The following is a 25,670-nucleotide window of genomic DNA, read 5'->3' on the forward strand; positions in this document are numbered from 1 at the left end:
ATATGTCAATTAAGACTATTGATTGGGCTGCATGGATTAATTTAGTATATATTGCTATTTTTTACAGCATCGAATAACCAGGAGGGTTCATGTTCAGTAAATCACAACCAACGAGAATTCAGTTATCACCGCAACAACAGGGCGGCGATTGCGGTTATCAGGTCATCACCCTTGGCCTTTTTTACTTAGCCCTTCGCGCTGCATCCTCATCCTCTTTACAGGAACGGCTTGATAACAGCAAAGCGCTCGCTTGCCTGCTAACCTCCGTCATTCCGCCGGTACCTCACATCCTCCTACAGGATAAATCCTCAGGCAATGCAAAGAATCTGCTTCATCATGTGCAGGCAGTTGCCTCAGGCACCTGGGACAGTCCTGGCTTTGATGAAATTCTGTCATCTTTTACTGTGGCATTAAAACAGAGAGCCTCTCAGTCAACCTGGTTACCTGAACAGGTGAAGCAAAAAATCAAAAGTGGTCTCTGGTTCGACGATTACTGCTGTTGGGAAAATTACCCCAGCTTTAAAGCAATTAAAGAAAAAGTGATATGCCAAATGGATGAGCTTTACGCCAGGTTGAGCAAAAAAGATGCCTGCGATTTTGAAAAAATTCAGGAAGTCATGTTTAATTCCCGTGTTACCGTATGCAATCAATTAAGCGATGAGGAATTGCTTGAACCGGTGAATGAAGTTATCCGGAGGCATTATCAGGATGTGTTTAAAAAGGCCTGGTTGGATTGTGCGTTTTTAAAAGCGTTGACCGCCGATTTACTGGGCTGCGCTGACCTTTTTTTTTCAGGGAGTGACGTGATGATTACCGGTTGTGCCACAGACAGCAATCATTGGTCCATTGAGTTACCCGGGAATGAGGCAAGTGAAAAACTCATCAGCCTTTATCAGCAGGGTTACCAGAAGACTCTTTCCATTCATCGCATTTATCCTAACAACAGCAACTGCTTTTTTAAGGCACCATTAGAAAACAACCAGGAAAAAATCAAGCCCATTACCCTGAGCTTTACTTCATGAATAATCAGGCGTGTTACCACTGCCCTTGAGCGTGTCGGATTTTATTGATGTTGTTGCAAAAAAGCCTGTCAATCTCGTCGTTTGGGAAGCCTGTGTTTTTTTCATTATCTTAATTTCTTCCTTCAGACTCTCAATTTTACTTTGACTCTCGCTGATGGATTTACTGATAACGACCAGACTGGTGTAACCAGGCAACAAGCTCTCCTCGTCCGCTAAAAAAGGCAATAAGGCCGCAGTAATGGTTGGCTCATCCGGGGGCTCTGTCTCAAAATACCCAAGGGCTAAGACTTCCTCGCTGGCGGATTTCATTTGTGCCTGAACAGTCCGTAATGTTGCCTTGAATTCATCAAGGTTTTTTTCCTGAACTTTGAGCAAATCCTTTAAAGTCTCTTTTTTGTCATGCAGCATTTCAACGGATTTGTCCCTGACGATAAAACGCTCAATGACCCGTAAATCTCTCGTATACCCTTTATTCGCAGTATTAAGGAGCAGGGTGCTCTCCTCATCATCCGGCAAATCAAGATACCAGTGACTATCTGAAGTGCCCTTACTGGTTATTTCAACTCCTTTTTCATTGAATAGCAGCGTACTGGATGCGAACAACGTCTGACAAAGAAATTCAAGGAACCCTCGATCAACCCATGCTTTCTTTGAACCAGGACCATAATGACATTTAATAACTTCGTCTGCCATTTTTTCTAATTCGTTTTCTTTCAGACTTTGGCAGACTTCGAGGGTTGCTTTAAAGCGAATTTCCCCAGCCTCTTCAACTCCAACTGCACGATTCCCTGCGATTTCGCTCATACGATCAAAGACACGATGTTCCAATTTTTTAAAAGACGGCAGTGTATTCCAATCGCCATGATTAACACTCCAGGCACCTTCCTGAATAACCCTTGTAAAGTAGTCTCGACCCCAGGAACTGTGCATCAGGGCATTACGCAAGGCGTTGCTGAAATCATTCAATAATTCATTATAACTAATCCTGTCCCAGTCTTTCGATGCCATGGCATCGAGCATTTTTCTCAATGTATTCACATTCTCATTCGATGAGAAAATATTCGTTTCCATGGACTGAAGGATATCCGACAGGACCAGGCTTTCATTCAGTGTTTTTTCAAGGCAGTCTTCATTCTGAGACGCCAAGACAAGATAGAGTATGCCGGTAAAAAGGGCATAGTAGCCGCAGTCGCCGGCATTAAAGGGCGGTTCCAGTTTAATCCGTTTGACTTGGGATTTGGTTTCGGATTTTTGTTGCATGGTGAATGGCTTAAATTACAACATATGTGTAATTAATATACACCACGAATATTAAAGGAAGATTATTTCCCTATACAGAAGCTTGAGAATATTTTTCCAAGCAAATCATCGGTTGTGAACTCGCCGGTAATTTCATTTAAGGCTTGGTGAGCCAGGCGCAGATCATCCGCCAGCAATTCACCAGCTTTTGCTTCCTGCAATTGCAACTGGCCACTAAGCAATAATTCTTCTGCCTGTTTAAGGGCTGCCAAATGACGCCGTCTCGCAATAAATTGGCCCTCTGTGGGTTGGTAACCCGCCAATTCTTTGATTTTAGTTTTCAATAAGTCAATTCCAATCCCTGATTTGGCTGATAAGTAAATGTCATTGCCCTGTTGAGAAGGTTCACGATTGGCTTTATCAATTTTATTAAATACCTTGATGATAGGCACATTCGAAGGGAGTTGTTTCTGAATCGCCTGACTGAGCTCAGTCACCTGATGATTATCCTGAATATCGATCACCATCAGCACGCAATCGGCCCGACTGACTTCCTGCCAGGCTCGCTTAATGCCTTCTTTCTCAACGACATCATCGCTTTCTCTCAAACCGGCTGTGTCAATGAGGTGCATGGGCAGGTCATCAAGAAGAATGTGTTCGCGCATAACATCCCGCGTAGTCCCGGCAATGTCGGTAACGATGGCTACTTCGCGACCGGCCAGCGCATTGATTAAAGTCGATTTACCCGCATTGGGTTTTCCGGCAATAACTACGCCCAAGCCTTCACGAAGCAGGGAGCCCTGTGCGGCCATGGCGCCAATGGCCTGTACATCCGTCAATAAATCAGCGAGCATGCCCGCAATTTTACCGTCACCAAGAAAATCGATTTCTTCCTCTGGAAAATCAATGGCGGCCTCAACGTACATGCGAAGGTAAATCAGTTTGTCATTCAAGGCATGGATTTTGTTTGAAAAATCACCTTGCAGAGAGCGAACAGCAAGACGGGCCGCGGTTTCAGAACTGGCATTAATTAAATCGGCAATAGCCTCAGCCTGGGTTAAATCCATTTTGTCATTCAGGAAGGCCCGCTCAGAAAATTCACCCGGCCGCGCCATGCGGGCGCCCAAATCCACACACCGTTTCATCAACAGATCCAAAACCACAGGAGAGCCGTGGGCATGAACTTCAACCACGTCTTCGCCGGTGAATGAATGCGGTGCCTTAAAGAAAAGAGCAAGACCGCTGTCGAGGACTTCGCTTGATGCATTAAAAAAGGAAGTATACGTTGCCAAACGCGGCTTTAACTGTTTCTTACGAGTCAAATGCAGGGCAATGGCATACGCGGCAGGACCAGAGAGTCGGATTATGCCCACTCCGCCGCGACCGGGCGGAGTGGCGATAGCAACGATGGTTTCTTCCTGCATGACTATTTGGCGGTTGCAAGCTTTTTCTGGTTGTTGGGCTTGTCATCGCTGTATTTACGGGTGATATGCCACTGTTGCAGGATGGACAAGGTGTTATTCACAATCCAGTAAAGGACCAGACCTGCGGGAAAATTCCAGAATAAGACGGTAAACAACACCGGTAAAAACATCATGATCTTGGCCTGCATCGGATCGGGTGGCGCAGGATTCAACCGTTGTTGAATGAGCATGGTTCCCCCCATGATAATGGGAAGAATGTGGTAGGGATCGGCTGCCGCCAGATCATTGATCCACAGAATAAAAGGAGCCTGTCTTAATTCGACGCTTTCCAATAATACCCAGTAAAGCGCAATGAAAACCGGGATCTGCACCAGGATAGGTAAACATCCGCCCAAGGGATTTACTTTTTCCTGACGGTAAAGCTCCATCGTCGCCTGGCTCATTTTGGCTTTATCATCGCCATAGCGTTCACGCAAAGCCTGAAGTTTAGGCTGCAGTTGACGCATACCCGCCATGGAGCGGTAACTGCTGGCGGATAAACGATAGAAAGCCAGTTTAATCAGCAAGGTGACCAGAACAATAGACCATCCCCAGTTACCCACGACTCCATGAATGGCTTTCATCACCGCAAACAGTGCAGAGGACAGGAACCATAGCCAACCATAGTCCACGGTTAAATCAAGACCTGGGGCGATATTCTGCAGCACATGGGTTATTTCCGGACCGACATACAGTTTGGCGCCGACGGTTTTTGTGTCCCCCGGTTTCACGCTGATGGGTGAACTGACCACACCGATGGTGTAATTGTTGTCTGCTGAACGGGTGTAAATGACATTTTTGCTTGAAGCATCAGGAACCCAGGCGCTCAGGAAGTAATGCTGCTGCATGGCAACCCAACCGCCTGTACTGTCGGTGTTCAGATTGGACTTGGCCATGTCTTTAAATGTCACTTTCTGGTAATTATGCTGACCGGGAACTGAATAGGAAGCCCCCACATAAGAACCGACATGAAAAATACTGGATTGGTCTTCTCTGGGAGAATCTCGCAGTAATTGCGCATTCAGGTATCCCTGCCAATCGTCGCTGCCCTCATTGGCAATCTGATAATTGATCTGGATGAGGTAACTGCCACGGGTGAATTCAAATATTTTCTTCACTTCAAGGCCGCTGGCGCTTTTGCCTTCCAATACCACGGTGAGTGTCTTTTGATTGTTGTCCAGCTGATAGGTTTTCTCCTGGCTGCTGAAATTCAGATCGACCGGCATCACGCCTTTTGTCGAACTGACCAGCAGATTGCTATTGGCAACATAACGCTCATCGGGATTATTATTGAGCAAGGTAATGGGTTTGTCTTTTTCTTCAACACTAACAGGGTAATCGAGCAGGCGAGCATTGACAATATCGCCATGTTCCGTATCAATCTGGATGTCGAGGACGTCTGTTTTTACGGTCACATCACCGGCATCTGCTTTTTTATCGAATGAATCGGTTGTGATGGGGTTTTCATTCTGGCTTTGACTTTCAGACGCGGAACCGGTCGCAACATCCGGAAGCAGTTGTTTTTCTTTGGATAGTTCTTTGGTTTGCGGCTGTACTGCCGGAATCGCAGGGTAATCCTGATGCCAACTCGTCCACAACGAGTAGACAATCAGAGCCAGTGCAGCATATAAAATAACTCGTCTTGTATCCATTAATGTTTCTCTTCGTTAGGTAATACCGGATCGTAGCCGCCATCACACCAGGGATGACACCGCATAAGACGGCAACAGGCTAATTTAATGCCTTTAACTACGCCGAAGCAGCGGATAGCCGTCAGGGCGTATTGTGAACAACTTGGATAAAATCGGCAGCTAGGTTTCATAACAGGCCGGATGAATAACTGATACATAATAATCGGTAAAGCAACTAGTTGCCGTAAAATGCGATTAATTTGTTCCATGTTAAACCTAGCTTGGTTGCAATGACTTTATTTTCTACTTTGGCCACCCCATGTCTGGCGAGAAAGATAACATCTACTGCTGGCAAAGGATGGGTGCGGAAACTTTCACGGAGTAAACGCTTCAGGCGATTTCTCTGATGCGCTTTGGGCACTAATTTTTTTGACAAAGCTAACCCCAGACGAGCATACCCCAGAGTATTTGCTTTATGTAATATCACAAATTCTGAGGTTACTGTTTTATTGGGTTGATTAAATACAACATCGAAGTCTTTTTTTTTCAACAATCGACGTTTTTTGTCAAAACAATACACTTAGGCAGATAAACGCTTACGTCCTTTAGCTCTTCGTCGCTTTAAAACCAGACGACCACCGCGGGTTGCCATACGTTGACGAAAACCATGATCGCGTTTGCGTTTTAGATTACTGGGTTGAAAGGTGCGTTTCATGATGAACCTGTTTAAAAATTAAATTTTGAGGGTGGGAATGATAGAAAACTTTACATCTTCTGTCAAACCATCTGTGACGAAGGTTCAAAATGAAACCGGTTATTCATGCCGCCAATTAACATAAAAAATTAAGATCTTAAATTTTGTTTTTTTTATTAGTAAGTCAGATATCTGTTAACAACCTTGTTTTTTTCATTAAAATCAATTGCTTATTTGTTATTTTATGTTGTTGATAATAGGGCTGTAATCGCTTGAATATCTTCTTGATAGCTTCAGGGTTTGTCTTTTCTGGCTATTTATACCCCTTTTATCCACGCCGTTTGTATAACTTTATCCTCCGTTTATTCATTACTTGTTTGAGTGTGCGAATGAATTGCCGATGCAACTGAATCGTTTAGAGTGTTCGTTCGTTTAATGATTATTTCCATAATCCTGTGGATAACTCTGTTCTTTTGTGTTTTGGAGGGTATAATGATTTCTCATGTGTCTACGACATTCCTTCATTGCAGTGAATTAACCTTTATTGTTTTAGCAGCTGGCATTTACTTGCCTGGACTTGCTCGTTATAAATGATAGTGGCACTATTTAAATCCGTGTTGCCTTTCTTTCAGTGCGACCTTTGTAGGTAAGGGGAGTTTTTGTGTCTGCGAACGTTTGGCAGAAGTGTCTGGGGCTTCTGGAAGAGGAATACCCTCCACAGCAATTTAATACCTGGTTACGTCCGTTGCATGCGAAAGTGCAAGACAACAGCCTTATTTTATTGGCACCCAACCGTTTTGTGGTTGACTGGGTCAATAAGCATTTCTTTGCACGAATAAGAGAACTGGCTACACAACTGGGTGGCGAGTTGATTTCTGCTGTCAGTATTGAGATTGGCAGTAAACCGTCTGCTCAACCGGCGGCTGCCACTCCCGAACGAGAAACACCGGTTGCAGCCCCTGTGAATAAAGTCATTCCCAAAAAAACCGCTGACTATAAAAACAGTTATTTAAACAAGAAATTTCATTTTGATACCTTCGTCGAGGGCAATTCAAACCAACTGGCTAGAGCCGCCTCCCTGCAAGTGGCTGAGCGTCCTGGCGATGCGTACAATCCGCTTTTTATTTATGGCGGTGTAGGCTTGGGTAAAACTCACCTGATGCATGCAATAGGCAATGCCATTTTAAAGAATAACCCTGAAGCCAAAGTGCTTTATCTTCATTCCGAACGTTTTGTTGCGGACATGGTCAAAGCCCTGCAAACCAATACTATCAATGAATTCAAGCGATTCTATCGTTCGTTAAATGCCTTATTGATTGACGATATTCAGTTTTTTGCTGGAAAAGATCGATCTCAGGAAGAATTTTTCCATACGTTCAATGCCTTACTTGAAGGTCAGCAACAAATCATTCTCACCAGTGACCGTTATCCTAAGGAAATCGAAGGGGTGGAAGAGCGGCTTAAATCACGGTTTGGCTGGGGGTTGACCGTCGCTGTTGAACCGCCCGAGCTTGAAACGCGTGTGGCCATTTTGATCAGTAAGGCGGAGCAATCCAATATTGAATTGCCCTATGAAGTGGCTTTTTTTATTGCCAAACGCATACGTTCCAATGTGCGTGAGTTGGAAGGTGCTCTGCGACGTGTCATCGCAAATGCCCATTTTACCGGTAAGTGCATTACCATCGATTTTGTTCATGATGCCTTGCGTGATTTGCTTGCTTTACAGGATAAGCTGGTTACCATTGAAAACATCCAGAAAACGGTCGCTGAATACTACAAGGTCAAAGTGGCTGATTTATTATCCAAACGCCGCAGTCGCTCCATTGCCAGACCAAGGCAGATGGCTATGGCTCTGGCTAAGGAATTAACCAATCACAGCCTGCCTGAAATAGGCGATCATTTTGGCGGCCGTGACCACACCACTGTCATTCATGCCTGCCGTAAAGTTAAAGAATTGGTGCAGATAGAAAATGATTTTGCTGAAGACTATAAAAATCTGCTACGCATTTTGTCTTCCTAACTGGAAAAAAACATGTTTCAACTGGCTATAGAAAAACGGAAATTACTTCCTGCGTTATTAACAGTGGCTGGCGCCGTGGATAAACGGCAATCCCTTGCTATTTTGTCCAATATCCTTCTTGCGGTATCCAATAACCGCCTGGTTTTGACAGCGACTGATTTGGAAATTGAAATGTCTGCTGTGTTAGATTGTGATTCGGTTGACGCCGCATCAAAAATCACGGTGCAGGCAAAAAAACTGATTGATATTATTCGCTCCCTTGATGACGACGCGGTTGCCGAGATTAAATTAACTGCAGGTGGGGTTGCAATCAAATCGGGACGCAGTCAGTTTAAGTTAGCCACCTTGCCAGCGGATCAGTTCCCGGTAAATGATTTGGATAAAAGTGAGCTTGAGTTCACCATTCAGCGTGAGTCGTTGATTCATCTGCTGCAATCCACCCATTTTGCCATGTCGCAGCAGGACGTTCGTGTTTTTCTTAACGGCTTGTTGCTCGATATTGAAGGCACCCATTTAACCACGGTGGCGACTGATGGTCATCGCATGGCCATTTGTAAGTTTCAGTGTGAGCATCATTTGCCGCCGCAACGGTTTTTGTTGCCCCGTAAAGGTGTTCAGGAAATGCTCAGGTTGTTGGCTGCAGTCACGGATGATTCCATTGTTGTAACGGCTGGTAAAGGTCATTTTCGTTTGGTGACCGAACAATACACTTTTTCGACCAAACTGATTGAAGCGCGTTTTCCGCCTTACACCAAAGCCATTCCAACGGACCAGGACAAGTACGTATTGATTGATCGGGACATCCTCAAACGATCCTTGTCTCGAATTGCTATTCTGGCCAATGAGAAATCACGCGCGGTTCTTATTCACATTCAAGCCAATTCGCTCACGTTGATTGCCAATAATCAGGAGCAGGAGGAGGCCAGTGAGTTACTCGAAGCCCACGTTGATGGTCATGAGCTCAAGATTGGGATTAATGCTGGTTATTTATTGGATGTATTGGCTTATTTACCTGACGGACTTGTCCGATTATCAATGTCCACAACAGACAAGAGTATTCTCGTTGAATCATTACAGGACGCCAATTACCAATACATCATCATGCCCATGAAGTTATGATTCTCAGTGAATTGCATGTTCATAATCTCCGCAACCTGCAGCCGTTGCGTGTGAATTTGCATCCTCACATTAATTTTGTTACTGGTCTCAATGGCAGTGGTAAAACTTCCTTCCTTGAGGCCATTTATTTATTAGGGAATGGCCATTCGTTCAGAGCCCGTGAAATTTCCAGTCTTGTAACTTATCAACAGTCTGCTTTGTCTGTGTTTACTAAAACAGCCGATGAGCAGACGGTTTCCATCAGTAAATCGCTGTCGGCAGCAACAGGAGTAAAAATCAATGGTACTCCCTGTTTTGCCAGTAGTCAGCTCGCCTACCTTTTACCAACGCAAATTTTTTATCAGGACATCTTTCAAATCATTGATTCAGGTCCATCGGTTCGCCGCAGTGTATTGGATTGGGGATTGTTTCACGTGGAACATACTTACCATAATTTATGGAAGAATTATCGCCGGGCTTTAAAACAGAGGAATAGTTTACTCAAACAACAGGCTTCTGCGCAGCAGTTTGCTCCATGGGACAAACTATTATCTGATTTGGCGAATGAATTGGATGAGTCACGGGCCCATTACGTGCTTAAGCTGAATGAACGTTTCAAGATCATTTTACATGCGTTTTCCGATCTTTCCTGTCAACTGAATTACTACAATGGGTGGGATAGAAAGCAGGAGGGTATTCCCCTTGGTTCTGTTTTAGAGGCGACGTTAGCCGCTGATCGTCAAAGGCAATTTACCCATTACGGGCCTCATCACGCCGATATTATGATTACCATCGATGAGCATAAAGCCCGGTTTCATCTATCACGTGGACAGCAGAAGATGGTTCTTTTTGCGCTTAAATTGGCTCAGGCTGAATTACTATCCCGACATTGCATTCATTTGATTGACGACATCAACGCCGAACTGGATCCGACTCATCTGTCACGGCTTATTGAGTACATTAAAACAAATGACTCTCAATTCATTATTACTTCAAATACGTCTGGATGGTTTACCGATTTTTTCCATGAACATCATTATGAGCTCATCTCTCTCGACAAAGGTCAACGGGCCTAGGTACGTCATTGAATGACGATGGCTCGTGTAAGTCCATGTTTCACGTGAAACAAATCAAAACAACGCTGTAAAGAAATGGCACGAACGTATAATCCTGCGGTGAAAAGTGCTATAATCCAAGGTTTGCACAGGCAGAATTCGTAACAGAGGAAAACTTATGACTGTTAATGCTAGCTATGATTCGACCAATATTAAAGTCTTAAAAGGTTTGGATGCCGTTAGAAAAAGACCAGGAATGTATATTGGCGATACCGATGATGGCACTGGCTTGCATCATATGGTTTTTGAAGTGGTCGATAACTCCATTGACGAAGCCCTGGCTGGTCATTGCAAAGAAATATTTGTCACGATTCATGCCGATGAATCCATTACTGTAAAAGATGATGGCCGCGGTATTCCGGTGGATATTCACAAAGAAGAAGGCCGGTCAGCGGCGGAAGTCATCATGACGATTCTGCATGCGGGTGGGAAATTTGATGATAACTCCTATAAAGTGTCAGGCGGTTTGCATGGGGTCGGTGTGTCAGTGGTCAATGCCTTGTCTGAAGAACTGCATTTAACCATTCGCCGCCATGGCAAGGTGCATGAACAGCACTACCGCAACGGGGTACCGGATGCGCCTTTAGCCATCACCGGCGATGCCAATGCGACAGGGACCCAGGTGTGGTTTAAACCCAGTTCCAATACGTTCAGCAACATTGAGTTTCATTACGATATTTTAGCCAAACGATTAAGGGAGTTGTCTTTTCTTAATTCCGGTGTGTGCATCCACCTTTTTGATGAACGTACCCAAAAGCAGGATACATTCCGTTATGAAGGGGGTATTCAAGCCTTTGTTGAGCATCTTAATCGCAATAAAACCCCGATTATGCCCATTGTTTTCAGTTTAACGGCTGAAAAAGACAACATCACGGTCGATTTATCCATGCAATGGAACGATTCTTTCCAGGAAACGTTCTTCTGCTTTACCAACAATATCCCTCAACGCGACGGTGGAACTCACCTGGCAGGATTCCGAGCGGCACTGACACGTACGTTAAATACCTACATTGAAAATGAAGGGTATGCCAAAAAAGCCAAAGTGACGACCACGGGGGATGACGCACGTGAAGGGTTGACGGCTGTGCTGTCGGTTAAGGTTCCTGATCCCAAATTCTCTTCGCAAACCAAAGACAAATTGGTTTCTTCAGAAGTCAAACCGGTTGTGGAGTCCGTGGTCGCTGAAAAATTTAACGATTTCCTGTTGGAGAATCCCAGCATTGCGAAAGCGATAGTGGGGAAAATCATTGATGCGGCGCGGGCGCGTGAAGCGGCAAGGCGGGCAAGGGAAATGACGCGACGTAAAGGCGCTCTCGATATTGCCGGTCTTCCAGGGAAACTGGCTGATTGTCAGGAAAAGGATCCAGCGCTTTCAGAACTGTACATCGTCGAGGGAGATTCGGCCGGTGGTTCCGCCAAGCAGGGACGTGATCGTAAATTCCAGGCCATATTGCCGCTTAAGGGTAAAATTCTCAATGTTGAAAAGGCACGTTTTGATAAAATGTTGTCTTCTCAGGAAGTGGCTACCTTGATTACTGCTCTGGGTTGTGGAATTGGACCTGATGAATACGATCCGGACAAAATACGTTATCACCGCATAATTATCATGACTGACGCCGACGTTGACGGATCTCATATTCGTACTTTGCTGCTTACCTTCTTTTACAGGCAAACACCTGAATTAATCGAGCGCGGTTATATTTACATCGCGCAACCGCCTCTCTACAAAGTTAAGCGCGGAAAACAGGAACAGTATGTCAAAGATGACGAGGCTTTGTTTGATTATTTAACACAGGCCGCCCTGGATGAAGCTGCTTTTTATCCGGATAAGGAAGCGCCTGCCATTACTGCCAAGGCACTCGAAGAATTGGTATTGCAATATCGACGTGTAGAAAAAATAATCAAACGTCTGTCGCGCCGTTATAACCAAAACGTCTTGAAACGCATCATGTACTTGCCCGCTTTGCAAAGTGATGATTTTAACCATCAGGAAATCATCGCTGGATGGGCTCAACAACTGCATTTAAGTCTGCAACAACTCGACAGCAAGAGTCAGCAATATGCGGTGGACACGCAATACCATCAGGATGGAAATTATTATTTCCCAAGGATCAGTATTGTGCAACACGGCATTGAAAACTTCCTCTCACTGAGTCCTGAATTCTTTGTCTCGAAAGATTATAAAGAAATCAATAACTTAGGTACGAAGCTCGCTAATCTCATTGACGAAGGCGCTTATGTTCAGCGTGGTGAGAAAAAGCAGGTGGTTGAAACATTTGAGGATGCGCTTAACTGGTTAATGGACGAAGCCAAACGCGGCCAAACGATCCAGCGCTATAAAGGGTTGGGAGAAATGAATCCTGAACAACTCTGGGAAACCACCATGGATCCAGAAGTCAGGCGCATGCTGCAAGTCAGCATTGAAGACGCTGTGGCGGCAGACCAAATCTTCACTACCCTGATGGGTGATCAAGTCGAACCACGGCGTGATTTCATTGAGTCGAATGCACTGGAAGCAGAGAATATTGATGTGTAAGGGGAATAGGTAACACAGACAGTGTGAAGGGGATAGGTGAATCACTCGGAGGAAGCCAGAATCACCTATTCCTTTCCAAAAAAGCCGCATCCCTACGGCGAAGCACATCCATTGTGCTGGTCCCTTGTTTGACTTCCTGTCAGACAATCCGTGTCATCCTTTGCATCAAGTATTACCCAGGATACTAAAAAAGTCTTGATGTTTACTTCTCTATCCGTTGTAAGAAATATCTCAAAAAACAGTTTGTTCCATCTTAAAGCATGGGTAGGCAAACCAATTGATTTGTATGATAAATTGTTAGAGGCAGTGATTCATGGTGCATCAGTTTGATACGTAGATACCGCGGCTTGCCGCGATACCTACATGCAGAGTATGGATGATTAAAACAAAACGCAGCAACCTTTTTGATGTTCATCGTCAGATGAAGGGCTTTCGTCAAGTAAGCTTACCTCTTCTTCTTTCTCTTTTTTCGATTTAGCAACCATGAGTTTGCCAAATTTTTCAAGAATGGTTTTAAATACATCGCCAGTGGGTTGTACGGATAAAATCCTGAGGCCTTTGGCAATTTCTGTAGGAGACGAAGGAGAGTTGGCGAGACAATGGGCAATCTCTTGTTCCTTACCGGCCAGACGGTGCTGAACCAGAGCGGCATGTTCATTGTACAAATCGACATTGAATTCTTCGCCGATAAAGATACGTCCGGGGTTCTTGTTTCGGCTGTCGGTGATGGAATCAAGACGGCGGCAGACTTCCAGTGCTCTTGAAAAGGCGGCATGAAAGCAGTCATTGGTTTGCAGTGTGGGATTACGCAGAGCATCGCTCAAGTGGCTTACCCCTTTAAGATCGGTTCTGTTCGACAACATGTGAAAAATCAATTGTCGTTTCTCACTATGAGACAGCTCGTCCAATGCCTCACGGCTGGCAATCAATGAATCCTCATCATCCAGCAGAGCCTGGGCGTCAGTGGGTTTAAAATTACGCAATTGTTCTGGTGTGTACTTTGGCATTGAATACTCCTTGTATTGATGCTCAGATGGCATAGTAACGGTCAACAACGAGTGTAACAGGCGAAAATGGTCTATCCAACAGGCCTTAAAAATTAATCCCCATCCATGCCTTATTAACGAACCAGCCGCTCATAAATAATTCATTTAGTCTTAAAGTATTCTCAGTGAATGCCGACTATACTTGTGAATGTGGTTGCCTTAAAAAACAAGAACAAGGAGAAGGCAATGTCTAATAAAAATCACTTGCTGCAGGATCCCTTTCTGAATGAACTTCGTAAGGAGAAGGTCCCGGTATCGGTTTTTTTAGTCAATGGCATTAAGTTACATGGACTGATTGATTCCTTTGATCAGTACGTGGTGATGTTAAAGAACTCCGTCACGCAAATGGTCTATAAACATGCCATTTCAACAGTGGTTCCATCACGAATGGTTAAAGTGCCCACTGGTGATGAGGATGAAAATGTGGCAGACTGACACCCTTTCAACATGGTGGAATTGACGTATTGTTTGAACGACCGCAAGGTGGCGAGCGCGCTATTCTGGTGCAACTGGCCCTTCCCGGGGTGGATGCCGGCAGGGCTCTGGAAGAATTTAAAGAGCTGGCGGTATCGGCTCAGGCTGACGTGATCGCTTGCGTAACCGGCGCCCGCGCTACCCCTGAAGCCAGGTATTATGTTGGTCTTGGCAAAGCGGAAGAAATCCAGGAACTGGTTCAGGCTGAGCAGGCGGAACTGGTTTTGGTCAATCATGAATTGTCGCCATCCCAGGAACGAAATCTTGAGCGGCTTTTTCAATGCCGGGTCGTGGACAGGAGCGGTTTGATCCTTGATATTTTTGCTCAACGCGCCCGTACCTTTGAAGGGAAGCTTCAGGTTGAACTCGCGCAATTACAGCATATTTCAACACGGCTCATCCGCGGCTGGACCCACCTTGAGCGCCAAAAGGGCGGTATCGGTTTGCGTGGTCCGGGCGAGACCCAGCTTGAAACGGATAGGCGCCTATTGCGAGAACGCATCAAATACATTAATAAACGCCTTGAAAAAGTCAGACGCAGCCGCGATCAGAACCGTCGCGCCCGTCAAAAAGCGGCTCTTAAAACCGTTTCACTGGTGGGTTATACCAATGCGGGCAAATCCACGCTGTTCAATGCGTTGACTGGCGGCCACAGTTACGCAGCCGATCAGTTGTTTGCGACTCTGGATCCCACCATGCGTAAATTGGATATCCCGGGTTCCTCTCCCATTATTCTGGCCGATACGGTCGGTTTTATTCGTGACTTACCCCATGATCTGGTGGAAGCATTCCGGGCTACGCTGGAGGAGACGGCGGAAGCTGATTTATTACTGCATGTGATTGATATTGCCGATCCAAACTGGCGTGATACGGTGTTTGCCGTGCAGCAGGTTTTGAAAGAAATCGGTGTTGATGACATTCCCGTAATCCAGGTCTTTAATAAAATTGATCAGCATGAAGACTGGCAGCCGAAACTGGATATGCAGGATGACAATTGCAAGGTCTGGCTTTCAGCTAAAACCGGTGAAGGATTGGATTTATTGATCAAAGCCATCGCTACCTTGTTGCATGGGGATATTATTGAAGAAACGGTCAGTCTTGGACCTGACCAGGCCAAATTGCGTGCCCAACTCTATCAGATGGGCGCTGTAAAAGATGAAGTAAGCCAGGAAGAAGGGGGATGGCAACTGACCATCACAATGACGCAAAGCCAGAAGGAACGTTTGTTTACCCCCAAAAGTGATAATCTTGAACCAGAGTATTAGCTGCGCCGGATGATTTCCCTTAAAGTGTCTAAGGTTTGACTGCCGTACAAGGCGGTCATGAATTGACCTCGGGGATTAAAAACAAAGGTTACCGGTACGCCGCGGATATCACCCAGCTCCAGGGAATGACGGGGATCGTTTTGCAGACTGGGGTAACGAATACGGTATTGTTTGATTAACTGCCGTTGTTCAGCCAGAGATAACCCCTCATAATTGACTGCAAACAGAGCCACACGATCTTTTTCTATCTGATAAAACCGATTGAATTCCTGGATTTCGTCGACGCAGGGCTGGCACCAGCTGGCCCAGTAGTTAATCATGACCCACTTGCCCTTAAGATCATGGAAGGCGATTTTCTTACCCTGGATGTCAGTTAATACGACGCCTGCTTGTGTCCAGTGACTAATGAACAGTAACCCAAGGAAAACTAATTTTTTTAGCGGCATGGTAGTGTCCAGTATAAATGAGAGTTGCCAGTAGCCCAGACCCACTAACTGCAAGGGGTTAAATCGATTGGGATTCTGGTTTTAATGAGGTTCTCGTATAAATTAACCATATTACCATAATTCATTTCTATTCTGGCATTTTCTTTAGCAATTCAATTTGACTTTCTGTACAACCAGTGCGATAAAGAAATTGTCAAATAGTTAATATTTAATTAAGCTTGGTCCTGTAAATCGACTCATTAATAAGCATGCCCAAATATTCGTTGACACAGCTTTTAAACAACCCTGACCTGTTAAATCTCGCTAACCCGGGTCAACCGGATAAAAGAAAAGAGCCGGTTGTCCACTTTAAAGGGGATAAAAATTTTTTAAAGGCAGCGAAGTTTGAGAAGCCGGCAGAGGTTGTTGTGCCTCCTTATCACGAGGATAACGAAATTTCTTCTATTATTAATGGTTGTTATCAAGATCAACTATACCAATTTACCCATAGCAATCGCTACAGTATTTTTCAATCCAAGACACAGCCGGTGCCCGGCTATACGGTCCATCCCTTATTGAATAAGCCGGGATTTCGATGCACCGCTGCCGTTGCTGATAAAATCGAGGGCGACACGGTAGAACTTCATATTAATTTCTTAGGCACCATTGATTTTGCTTCCCTCAAAGCTGATGTGGACAAGGAAGGACCTGGTCAGCAACTTTTAAAGAAATATGAAGAAGACTTGATTAAAAAAGTAAATACCATGATTTTGCAGCTTTCCAGCCAATACCCGGATAAAAAAATAAGACTAAGGGTTGCTGGACATAGTCTCGGTGGATCATTGGCCAAGGGATTTGCTCATACCATTCAACGCGCCTGCGTGGTGCAACATCCTGATTTAGACGGGACGGGTATTCTCAATACAATAGTACAGGCTGGTTTTAAACCAACCAATCCAGAGCGGTTAAGAAAAAAACTCGATTCTGACCGTGTCAAATTTGGGAAACTGGATGGTTTGAAAAAATTAGCGGGTGTTACGGTTTATGCTCTGGGTTCTCCGGGTGTTGGCAAAATAACGGATGAAGATGCAACGGCATTGAGTTACGCGCACGATAGCCATTTTTTAAGGGTTTACAATCACTATCATGAAGAAGATGATATTCGGCGATTCGGTGAAGTGGAATTTTTGTCGGGTCAATGTGGTAAACCCAATATAAAAGTTAACAGGGCCGTCAGTTATAATGGGCAAATCGAACAATACAGAAAAGACAGAGTTGAGGGTTTACCGTTTCCAGGCATTGGCAAGACCGTCATGGCCGCTCATGTTATGACGATATGCGCCCATGATTTTAAAAACGATCAGGATGTCTCCAACCTGAGTACTCAAAAATCCGAAGAAAAATTCCATTTTTCTCCACTTCTCTGGGTATTGTATGAAGCCTTTTACCTGATTATGAGTGCAATTGCCAAATTGGCTGAAGGAGCAACGAAGGAAGGGGATTTTTTATACTCCTATCCAGCGGACGACGATCTTCCCATACCTTCGTTTGGGTATGAATTAATGGGTAATAATTAAGCGCCTACGCCTTATCGATTGGCATGGGTTTATGGGATGAAACCATTGAGAAAGCTCGCTCTCTTTCTCAATGGCCAGTGATGTTTCTCACGTTCAGGAGCCGAAAACAAGCGTCGTTTCCAATTCCTTGCTTTCTTCTTTGGGATTAACTCCAGGTTCAGCAAGCAAGCCATGCTTACGTAAGGCTTGTTGCAATGCTGCCCCCGAAGCTGGTTTGTGCCAATCGGCATTGATCTCCAGGGAGGGTGTATTGCAGGGGGGGATGGGAATAGGCTGCCGATTGGGATTTAAATCCTGCTCTTCCTTTTGAATACGCAATAATTCACTGAGTGTAAGCGCTTGCAAGGTCCCTTGGTAAACATAAGGAAAAAGTCTTAATTTGGCGACCAGATTGAATGCGCCCCATTGGCTGGTTAATGGCGAATAACCATGCGCACCGGGATTTTCACGTAAATTCCGGTAATCCGATGGTGACAATAATCGGATTCGGCTTAAATCGTTACGATAAAAAACAGTCTCGTTTTCATCAAGAACAAACAATGGCTGTGGTTGTCGGTAGCGTTTATCCACATCAGGCAATTCTTCCAAACCGGCATAGTTTTCCTGCGACGGTATCTCACCACCCTGAGCCACGCGCTCCAAATCACCCAAAGACTTCTGCATGCCGCTAAGGCAGGCGGCTTTATTGAAATAATTAATGCACTCATTAAAATCACTGTCGCCTCGTGCTGCATTCGGCGGCTCTGACGGAGTCGGGGTTGGGTCGTAGGCCCGGGTGGTGTAGACACCGACACGGTTCAACTCATTATGCAGATCATTGGCAAGTATACTTCCCCATACGCCAAACCGCTCCTGCAGCAGTACGCGTAAATCACTGATCATGGACATGTGGCCTGCGGCGAAGTGATCGGAATAATAATGGAAAGTGAATAATTCCAGTCCCAACCCCATGGCCTGATAACGGCAGGACAGATCATTTAATTCATCGGCAGTATAGGCTTTCTCCGTTTTCAGGGATTCCCATAACGCACGGGCAGACTCCTGTTTGGGAATATAATCCCGATTGTAAGCCAATTGCTGAAACTCATAAGCCATGCGGGAAAATTCCAGGGCAAGGTGATGACCAATGGTGTAAACGCGCACGGACCAGGGAGTAAAATGCGTTTGGTTACGGTTTAGCATTTCCCCATAATCTTTCACACGTAAATAAAACATTAACTGTTTGACATAATCATTTAAGGTGTCAGAAAAAGACACATACCGGGTACCGTCAATGCGATAAATTTTATCGATATCACTGTTTTGAACATCGGGGGAAGCCAGATTATGATAAGCGCGCAATAAAGCCTGTTTGTCGTCGTCTCTAACCGGTTGGCGTATCAGTTTTTTGCCAACGGATTTGGCTTTCTGCCCATGGCATTTGGGTAAATTTAATGCCATGGACCAGGTTGGATCAGTAAAAAAGTCCCCTGCCATGGCGATGACATTGCCAAAGGATAATTTCAGATTCATGGGCTCAGGAATACCCGTACTGGAAATGCGCATCATCTGCAAGACTAATTCCCCCTGCTTTCCTGTTTTCAGGTAAGGGTTGTTCTTAAAGCCGTTAAATTTTAAGGCATTCCCCAATTCTGTATGTTCCTTGGTATCCACAGACAAACTCCTTTTTTGTTGAGTAAAATGATGCGGTTGGGATGGTGGCGGGCGACTCCCAGATAGTAAGCATAGAACAGGGTCTATAAAACGGCAAAAAGGACAGGGATGAATAAATCAACGCTCAGGCATCCCTAAATGGTTGATTTTAAACTATGCTAAAGTCATTCGGATTAAAGCGAGAAGCCAATGAATCAAATCGCAGTAAAAGAACGCCTGCAGGGTACTCTGATGCGAGAGGGCGCAGGAGTTAAATTGTTTCGTTACATCGGGGCTGACAGACAAAACCCTTACGAACCGTTTTTATTATTTGATTTTTTTGACAGCGACAACCCTATGGATTTTATCGCGGGATTTCCGCCCCACCCTCACCGCGGCTTTGAAACCGTGACCTACCTGCTCGACGGACAGATTGCCCATGAAGACAATCATGGCCGGCGCGGCTTGATTGGGCCCGGTGATGTGCAATGGATGACCGCCGGTAAAGGCATCATTCATTCGGAGATGCCTCAACAGGGTAATGGCCGCCTGACGGGGTTACAGTTGTGGCTTAATCTGCCGGCGGCCAATAAATGGGTTGAACCGAATTATCAGGAATTTACCGCTGACGAATTGCCTGTGGAGGCATTGCCGGCAGGCGTACAAATCAAAGTGATTGCCGGAGAAACCCTCGGCGGCAGCCGATCGCCGATTCACGGCATAGCCACCCAACCGGTGTTTCTCGATATTTCCATGCCGGCGGGACAAGCGGTGAATGAAGTCGTCGCAGAAGATCATCAGGCGTTGCTGTTTGTTTTAAAAGGTAAATTGGCCGTCGGCAGCGAGACGGTGGCCGCTCGTACCCTGGCTGTTTTAAGTGAAGGGACGGCATTGCGGCTGCAGGCGAAGGATGAAGACGCGCGCTGCTTACTCATCACCGCAAAAAAACTGCATGAGCCAATTGCGCGATTAGGGCCTTTTGTAATGAATACTCAGGAGGAAGTCATGCAGGCCCTTGATGATTTCCGCAATCAGCGTTTTTAACTCAGGAGGAGTGAATGGCAAAGGTATTGATTTTGTATTATTCCAGTTACGGTCATGTTGAAACCATGGCTTACGAAGTGGAGAAGGGCGTTAAAGAGGTGGATGGGATTACGGTGGTTGTCAAACGTGTCCCGGAAACCATGCCGGAGGAGGTGGCTAAAAAAGCCGGCGTCAAACTGAATCAGGCAGCCCCCTTGGCTACACCGCAGGAACTGACGGATTACGATGCCATTATTTTTGGCACCCCAACCCGGTTTGGGAATATGGCAGCGCAGATGCGCAATTTTCTTGACCAGACCGGCGGCATGTGGGTAAAGGGCGGCTTGATTGGGAAAGTCGGCAGCGTGTTTGTTTCGACCGGCACAGGCGGCGGCAATGAGTCGACCATTATGTCGTTCTGGAATACCCTGGTGCACCACGGCATGGTTCTTGTGGGGGTACCCTACTCGGAATCGGCTTTGACCGACTTAAGCCAGATGCGCGGCGGTTCGCCCTTTGGCGCCGGAACCATTGCTGGTTCGGATGGCAAATTAACCCCCAATGCCATTGAACTGACCATTGCACGCGCCCAGGGACGGCATGTGGCTTCACTGGCCAAACGCCTGTTTGGCTGAAGACGGGGTTTTTTGCGTTTATAATGCACAATTTGCCCATCGGGTCATTTGCTGGGATGGCCAAATGATGTATAATCACTGGTCATTCCGGCATATCAATGGCTAATTTAGCTTTTCTTTGCCAATTGATATGCTTAAGCTTAACTTTTAATGGCTTTGTGCGTCTGATGGCAATTCCTTTTATTATTTTTACCATTCTCCTTTTAAGCGCGATTTGCGTTGCCGCCATGCTGTATCGTCTGTATACCCAGCCTAAAGTTTCTCTATCCATCCTGGATTACATCAAACTGTTGGCGAGCGGTATTATTGCCTTCATTGCCGATACCCTGGGTGTGGGCAGTTTTGCGGTGAATGTGGCTCTTGCCAAGTTGTTAGGGACCTTCCCCGACGATGAATTACCCGCCGTGAACAATGGCGCCCAGGTCATTCCGGGTACCATTGAATCACTGTTTTTTATGCAGATGATTGATGTCAATCTGACGACGTTAATCACTCTCGTTTCCGGCGCCTGTTTAGGCGGATTAATCGGCGGCGCGGTGGTAAGCCGGCTCAGTAAACAAGCCATTCGTCTTGCCATGATGTGTTGTTTTCCCTTATTAATCGCTCTGCTGATTTGCCATCAATTGCGTCTTATTCCTTTCGGCGGGGATGCTGTGGATTTACATACCTATAAGCTGTTCATCGGCTTTCTGGCTATGATTGTCTGTGGCGCTCTCACTTCCGTGGGCATTGGTCTCTTTGTCATGGTGCAAAGCGTGTTATTTTTATTGAATGTTTCACCGGTGGTTGCCTTCCCCATCATGACCACGGCCGGAGCCATGCAGCAGCCGCTCACCACGCTGGTTTTTTTGCAACACGATAAAATTCCGATGAAAAAAACGCTGGTGTTAAGTTTAGCCGGTTGCATTGGGGTTCTTGTCACCATTCCGGTATTCACGTCGCTAACAGTGACCTGGCTGCATTCATTATTGCTGGTTATTTTAATTTATAATCTTTATGCTATCAGCCGTACCTATTTTCAAAACCGCACGCAGGCGCGCAGGCAGGAATTGCTGATGCCGTGTACCTGAGCCCGTTAATTTTGGATACGCTTTAAGGACGAAGTCATGAAAAAAATTGCAAGTATTGTAGTCGGTATCCTGTTAAGTTTTTCCAGTCATGCCTTCAATAACCGTTTCGATACCATGGTTATTTTTGGGGACAGCATGTCTGACAATGGCAATATTTACCGCTTTCTCTGGCACTATCTGCCCGCCTCCCCGCCTTATTATGACGGCCGTTTTACCAATGGTCCTTTATGGGTGGAATACCTCTATCAACATTATTTTCCCTCAGACTACACCACAGGGTTTCAGGATTACGCCGTTGGCGGCGCGGGAGCAGTCCTGTCCTACAAGGAAAACCTGCCGTTTACCCTGACATTCGAGCTCGATAATTACCTGTATTGGCATACCTATGGGCATAAAGAAACCACGTTGTACACCTTGTGGATTGGCGCGAATAACTATTTGAACGGCCCGACCAATGTCGAGCCATTAACAGATGGAGTGGTGGCAGCCATTGGTTCGGCAGCCGAGCGGCTTATCAGTTATGGCGGCAATAAATTTTTAATCGTGAACCTGCCGGACATCGGTCATGCCCCATTTGCCAGAGAAAACAGCAATGAAGAGTTACTGACGTTATTGACCGTGACTCACAACCGCAAATTGAAAGCGGAGGTGGAGCGGTTGCAGGCAAAATACCCGGATGTGACGTTCATTTATTTTGATATTTACAGCTATTTTGTTGATGCCACCCAGCATGCCAATGATTATGGATTAATCAACACCGAGGAACCCTGTTATCTGGGGGGCTATACCGGTTGGGTGAAGGCTTTGCTGCCAGATAATGACACCTTGGATGAAAACATGAGGAAACGTTATCCTATGCTTACCGAACAGCAGTGGTTAATGATAAACTCCAATCCCGAGTTGCATGAAGCCATGCTAACCGATTATGTGCATGCGCTACTTCCCGCTCGACTTCAGGATGAACCTCTACAATGCGACGGCTACCTTTTCTGGGATCGTGTTCATCCGACCACGACTGTGCACCGTTTTATTGCGGACAAGGTAAAGGAACTCATTGATGATGCGGGTTTGTTGGCGGTATTGCCTGACAACGAGATGAAGAAGGCCAGTTGATGGAAGAGTCGAAAAGTAAATCACAAAAAAAACGCGAGGCGGATGCATTACAGAAATTGGGTGTGGAATTAATTGGCTTAAGCCAGGCCAAGCTTGATCAACTGCCCCTGCCGCCCAATTTGCGGCAGGCCATTATGGACGCCAGAACGATCAGGAGCCATGGGGCAATCCGCCGTCAGGCCCAGCTCATCGGTAAATTAATGCGGGCGGCGGACAATGAAGCCATTATCACTGCCTATAATCAATTTATTGAGGAAGACAATGCGAAAACGGCTGCGTTTCATGAGTTGGAGCAATGGCGCGATCGCTTAATGACGGAGGGTAAGGATGCCCTCACGCAATTTATTGATTGCTACCACCCAGAGGATGTGCAGCAGCTTCGTCAATTGGTGAAAAAAGCCATTGAGGAACGGGATAAGGACGCCCATACCGGTGCATCCAAAGCATTATTTCGTTTTCTAAGGTCCTGTCTAGAATGAATTATTCTCTGTTTATCAGCTGTGCGAAAGGGCTTGAATACCTGCTTGAAGACGAAGTCCGTCAACTGGGTTTGCACGTGGAACGCGTGAGTCCACAGGGTGTTTTTGGTGAGGCAAGTCTTACGGTGATTTATCAGCTGTGCATCTGGTCGCGTCTTGCCAACCGCGTGCATTTACTGCTCTTTACTGGAGAGGCTCATAATGAGCAAAGCCTGTATAAACTGTGCTATCAATTTCCCTGGCAGACGGTATTTACTGTTGATAAAACGCTGGCCATTGAATTTCATGGTTCGTCTGCTCACATTCGTAATTCCATGTTTGGCGCCCAGGTAATTAAAGATGCCATCGTCGATCATTTCCGCAAGCAACAAGGTCATCGTCCCTCCATTGACCGGGAGCAGGCTCAAGTTCGCCTGCAGGCCCACTTAAAACAGGATCAGGTCACCGTGAGTCTGGATTTAACTGGTTACAGCCTGCATCAGCGCGGTTACCGGACTCAGGCTGGGGAAGCCCCTCTGAAAGAAACGGTGGCCGCCGCCATGCTGCTTCGCGCCAAGTGGCCGCAGTTGGCAGCAAAAGGCTATGCGTTTCATGATCCCTTTTGCGGCTCAGGCACATTGGTTATCGAAGCAGCGATGATGGCCAGCCACATTGCCCCCGGCTTGTTAAGGCAGGATCAATCCTTAATTCATTGGGTTCAACACCAGCAGTCCCTGTGGGATAAGTTGCGAGCCCAGGCTCTTAAGCAGGTTAAACCGCCCAAAGTCAGCATCAGGGGAACGGATAACAACAGTAAAATGATTAACCTCGCTCGTGCCAATGCCGAGCGGGCGGGCGTGTCACGCCTGGTTGAGTTTGCGGTGCAGGCCATTACGGAGATTCGCCCGGCCAGCAGCAATGGCTTATTATTATGTAACCCGCCCTATGGTGAGCGTTTAGGGGAAAGCACACAGCTTATTCCCCTTTATCAACAACTGGGGGCAACCTGGCATGCTCATTTCAAGGGATGGGAAGCCGCGTTGATTACATCCAATCCCCTGCTGGCCAAGGCTACTGGATTGCGCTCCAGTAAGCAATACACGCTTTTTAATGGTGCGCTCGAATGCAAACTGTATTGCATGAGCTTAAGCGAGAGCAACCTGCTTAAAAGGACGGCTGAGGATGAGCTTTCCGGTGGGGCGCAAATGTTTGCCAACCGCTTAAAAAAGAATGCGCAACATTTGCAAAAATGGGCAAAGCGTAATCACATCAGCTGTTACCGTGTGTATGATGCCGATTTGCCGGAATACAATTTCGCGATTGATTTATACAATGACTATGCCGTTTTGCAGGAATATGCGGCGCCAGTTTCTATCGCTGCCCACAAGGCTGAAAAGCGGGGGCTTGAAGTCATGCAGGTCGTCCCGCAGGTTTTGAATGTATCCACTGACAAACTGGTTGTCAAACAGCGCAAACAGCAAAGGGGCAGTAACCAGTATCAAAAGATGGGGGAGTTCAAACGTACGTTGACCGTCACCGAAGGACGGGCAAAATTCATTGTGAATTTATACGATTACCTCGATACCGGATTATTTCTGGATCACCGTCCATTACGACTGCGTTTTTCCCAGTTGACGCCAGGTACGCGTTTCCTGAACTGTTTTTGCTACACGGCCACAGCCAGTGTGCAGGCGGCCTTAGCGGGCGCCATCACCACCAGTGTGGATTTATCCAATACCTATCTCAAATGGGCGCAGGACAATTTCAAGCTCAATCATCTTGATCTTTCCCGGCATCAACTGGTGCAATTTGATTGCCTTGAATGGTTAAAAATGGCCAGAGATCGCTATGATGTGATTTTTCTTGATCCGCCGAGTTTTTCCAATTCTAAGCGCATGTCGACGACCCTGGATATCCAGCGCGATCACGAGATGCTGATTCATGCCGCCATGCGTCTGTTGAACCCAGGGGGAAGCCTCTATTTTTCCACCAATTTAAGGCAATTTAAATTGTCGCCCATGCTAAACGGCCAGTATGCGGTAAGAGACATTTCCGCTGAAACCATCGATGAGGATTTCAAGCGCAACAAACGCATTCATCAATGCTTCCTGATTCAGAAAAAGCAGACTTGATA

At 46.0% G+C, this 25,670-nt stretch carries 23 protein-coding genes; 14 read left to right on the forward strand and 9 right to left on the reverse strand.

The window, feature by feature from the left end; all coding sequences use genetic code 11:
• The first annotated feature begins 89 nt into the window (after positions 1 to 89).
• Entirely contained in the window at positions 90 to 1,022 is a 933-nt protein-coding gene (locus Lrub_RS13495; protein WP_058532624.1) for a hypothetical protein, read from the forward strand.
• Here Lrub_RS13495 and Lrub_RS13500 read toward each other — a convergent pair.
• From Lrub_RS13500 to rpmH, 6 genes are all read right to left on the reverse strand, one after another.
• Positions 1,017 to 2,282, reverse strand: coding sequence for a hypothetical protein (locus Lrub_RS13500; protein ID WP_058532625.1), 1,266 nt, complete (start codon positions 2,280 to 2,282; stop codon positions 1,017 to 1,019). The two genes, Lrub_RS13495 and Lrub_RS13500, sit on opposite strands and share 6 nt — an antisense overlap.
• Positions 2,283 to 2,344: 62 nt before the next feature.
• Complete coding sequence (mnmE, locus tag Lrub_RS13505) at positions 2,345 to 3,685, reverse strand: tRNA uridine-5-carboxymethylaminomethyl(34) synthesis GTPase MnmE (protein WP_058532626.1); 1,341 nt, start codon at positions 3,683 to 3,685, stop codon at positions 2,345 to 2,347.
• 2 nt (positions 3,686 to 3,687) lie between these two features.
• Positions 3,688 to 5,376, reverse strand: coding sequence for a membrane protein insertase YidC (gene yidC / locus Lrub_RS13510; protein WP_058532627.1), 1,689 nt, complete (start codon positions 5,374 to 5,376; stop codon positions 3,688 to 3,690).
• Positions 5,376 to 5,624 carry a membrane protein insertion efficiency factor YidD gene (gene yidD / locus Lrub_RS14675; RefSeq protein WP_082651519.1) on the reverse strand — a complete coding sequence of 83 codons (249 nt, stop codon included), beginning with the start codon at positions 5,622 to 5,624 and terminating at the stop codon, positions 5,376 to 5,378. The genes yidC and yidD overlap by 1 nt, the downstream gene beginning before the upstream one ends.
• Positions 5,591 to 5,905, reverse strand: coding sequence for a ribonuclease P protein component (gene rnpA, locus Lrub_RS13515; protein WP_237760820.1), 315 nt, complete (start codon positions 5,903 to 5,905; stop codon positions 5,591 to 5,593). Before rnpA ends, yidD begins: the two co-directional genes overlap by 34 nt.
• A 30-nt stretch (positions 5,906 to 5,935) precedes the next feature.
• On the reverse strand, positions 5,936 to 6,070 hold the full coding sequence (rpmH, locus tag Lrub_RS14680) for a 50S ribosomal protein L34 (RefSeq protein WP_019215662.1): 135 nt from the start codon (positions 6,068 to 6,070) through the stop codon (positions 5,936 to 5,938).
• A gap of 640 nt (positions 6,071 to 6,710) precedes the next feature.
• On the opposite strand from rpmH, the gene dnaA reads away from it, so the two are divergent.
• The 4 genes from dnaA (at position 6,711) to gyrB (ending at position 12,818) form a co-directional block, all read left to right on the forward strand.
• Entirely contained in the window at positions 6,711 to 8,069 is a 1,359-nt protein-coding gene (gene dnaA, locus Lrub_RS13520) for a chromosomal replication initiator protein DnaA (RefSeq protein ID WP_058532629.1), read from the forward strand.
• 12 nt (positions 8,070 to 8,081) lie between these two features.
• Complete coding sequence (gene dnaN, locus Lrub_RS13525) at positions 8,082 to 9,188, forward strand: DNA polymerase III subunit beta (protein ID WP_058532630.1); 1,107 nt, start codon at positions 8,082 to 8,084, stop codon at positions 9,186 to 9,188.
• On the forward strand, positions 9,185 to 10,243 hold the full coding sequence (gene recF, locus Lrub_RS13530; protein WP_058532631.1) for a DNA replication/repair protein RecF: 1,059 nt from the start codon (positions 9,185 to 9,187) through the stop codon (positions 10,241 to 10,243). The genes dnaN and recF overlap by 4 nt, the downstream gene beginning before the upstream one ends.
• Before the next feature lie 157 nt (positions 10,244 to 10,400).
• Entirely contained in the window at positions 10,401 to 12,818 is a 2,418-nt protein-coding gene (gyrB, locus tag Lrub_RS13535; protein ID WP_058532632.1) for a DNA topoisomerase (ATP-hydrolyzing) subunit B, read from the forward strand.
• 380 nt (positions 12,819 to 13,198) lie between these two features.
• On the opposite strand, the gene Lrub_RS13540 is transcribed toward gyrB, so the two are convergent.
• Complete coding sequence (locus tag Lrub_RS13540) at positions 13,199 to 13,825, reverse strand: hypothetical protein (RefSeq protein ID WP_058532633.1); 627 nt, start codon at positions 13,823 to 13,825, stop codon at positions 13,199 to 13,201.
• Between the two features lie 225 nt (positions 13,826 to 14,050).
• Here Lrub_RS13540 and hfq point away from each other — a divergent pair, with 225 nt between their 5' ends.
• Both hfq and hflX read left to right on the forward strand, forming a co-directional pair.
• Positions 14,051 to 14,299: an RNA chaperone Hfq gene (gene hfq / locus Lrub_RS13545; RefSeq protein WP_058527888.1), complete on the forward strand. Its 249-nt coding sequence runs from the start codon at positions 14,051 to 14,053 to the stop codon at positions 14,297 to 14,299.
• 29 nt (positions 14,300 to 14,328) lie between these two features.
• Positions 14,329 to 15,603, forward strand: a complete 1,275-nt coding sequence (gene hflX / locus Lrub_RS13550; protein WP_058532634.1) for a ribosome rescue GTPase HflX — start codon at positions 14,329 to 14,331, stop codon at positions 15,601 to 15,603.
• Here hflX and Lrub_RS13555 read toward each other — a convergent pair.
• Positions 15,600 to 16,049, reverse strand: a complete 450-nt coding sequence (locus tag Lrub_RS13555; protein WP_058532635.1) for a TlpA family protein disulfide reductase — start codon at positions 16,047 to 16,049, stop codon at positions 15,600 to 15,602. The genes hflX and Lrub_RS13555 overlap by 4 nt on opposite strands.
• Before the next feature lie 248 nt (positions 16,050 to 16,297).
• Here Lrub_RS13555 and Lrub_RS13560 point away from each other — a divergent pair, with 248 nt between their 5' ends.
• A complete protein-coding gene (locus tag Lrub_RS13560; RefSeq protein WP_058532636.1) occupies positions 16,298 to 17,605 on the forward strand; it encodes an alpha/beta hydrolase family protein in 1,308 nt (435 codons plus the stop codon).
• Positions 17,606 to 17,698: 93 nt separating this feature from the next.
• Here the strand turns inward: Lrub_RS13560 and Lrub_RS13565 are convergent, their stop codons facing one another.
• A complete protein-coding gene (locus tag Lrub_RS13565; protein WP_058532637.1) occupies positions 17,699 to 19,258 on the reverse strand; it encodes a hypothetical protein in 1,560 nt (519 codons plus the stop codon).
• Positions 19,259 to 19,447: 189 nt separating this feature from the next.
• On the opposite strand from Lrub_RS13565, the gene Lrub_RS13570 reads away from it, so the two are divergent.
• The 6 genes from Lrub_RS13570 to rlmKL all read left to right on the forward strand — a co-directional run bounded on the left by Lrub_RS13570 (position 19,448) and on the right by rlmKL (position 25,668).
• Positions 19,448 to 20,281: a pirin family protein gene (locus Lrub_RS13570; protein ID WP_058532638.1), complete on the forward strand. Its 834-nt coding sequence runs from the start codon at positions 19,448 to 19,450 to the stop codon at positions 20,279 to 20,281.
• A gap of 14 nt (positions 20,282 to 20,295) precedes the next feature.
• On the forward strand, positions 20,296 to 20,895 hold the full coding sequence (gene wrbA, locus Lrub_RS13575) for an NAD(P)H:quinone oxidoreductase (protein ID WP_058532639.1): 600 nt from the start codon (positions 20,296 to 20,298) through the stop codon (positions 20,893 to 20,895).
• Positions 20,896 to 21,062: 167 nt separating this feature from the next.
• On the forward strand, positions 21,063 to 21,965 hold the full coding sequence (locus Lrub_RS13580) for a TSUP family transporter (protein WP_058532810.1): 903 nt from the start codon (positions 21,063 to 21,065) through the stop codon (positions 21,963 to 21,965).
• A gap of 36 nt (positions 21,966 to 22,001) precedes the next feature.
• Complete coding sequence (locus Lrub_RS13585) at positions 22,002 to 23,078, forward strand: SGNH/GDSL hydrolase family protein (RefSeq protein WP_058532640.1); 1,077 nt, start codon at positions 22,002 to 22,004, stop codon at positions 23,076 to 23,078.
• Positions 23,078 to 23,557, forward strand: coding sequence for a ribosome biogenesis factor YjgA (gene yjgA / locus Lrub_RS13590; protein ID WP_058532641.1), 480 nt, complete (start codon positions 23,078 to 23,080; stop codon positions 23,555 to 23,557). The genes Lrub_RS13585 and yjgA overlap by 1 nt, the downstream gene beginning before the upstream one ends.
• Positions 23,554 to 25,668 (forward strand): bifunctional 23S rRNA (guanine(2069)-N(7))-methyltransferase RlmK/23S rRNA (guanine(2445)-N(2))-methyltransferase RlmL, encoded by a 2,115-nt coding sequence (gene rlmKL, locus Lrub_RS13595; protein ID WP_058532642.1) that lies wholly within the window; start codon positions 23,554 to 23,556, stop codon positions 25,666 to 25,668. The genes yjgA and rlmKL overlap by 4 nt, the downstream gene beginning before the upstream one ends.
• The last annotated feature ends 2 nt before the right edge of the window (positions 25,669 to 25,670 follow it).

Origin of the sequence: Legionella rubrilucens (genome assembly GCF_001468125.1) — a bacterium.
In the GTDB taxonomy this organism is placed as follows: domain Bacteria; phylum Pseudomonadota; class Gammaproteobacteria; order Legionellales; family Legionellaceae; genus Legionella_C; species Legionella_C rubrilucens.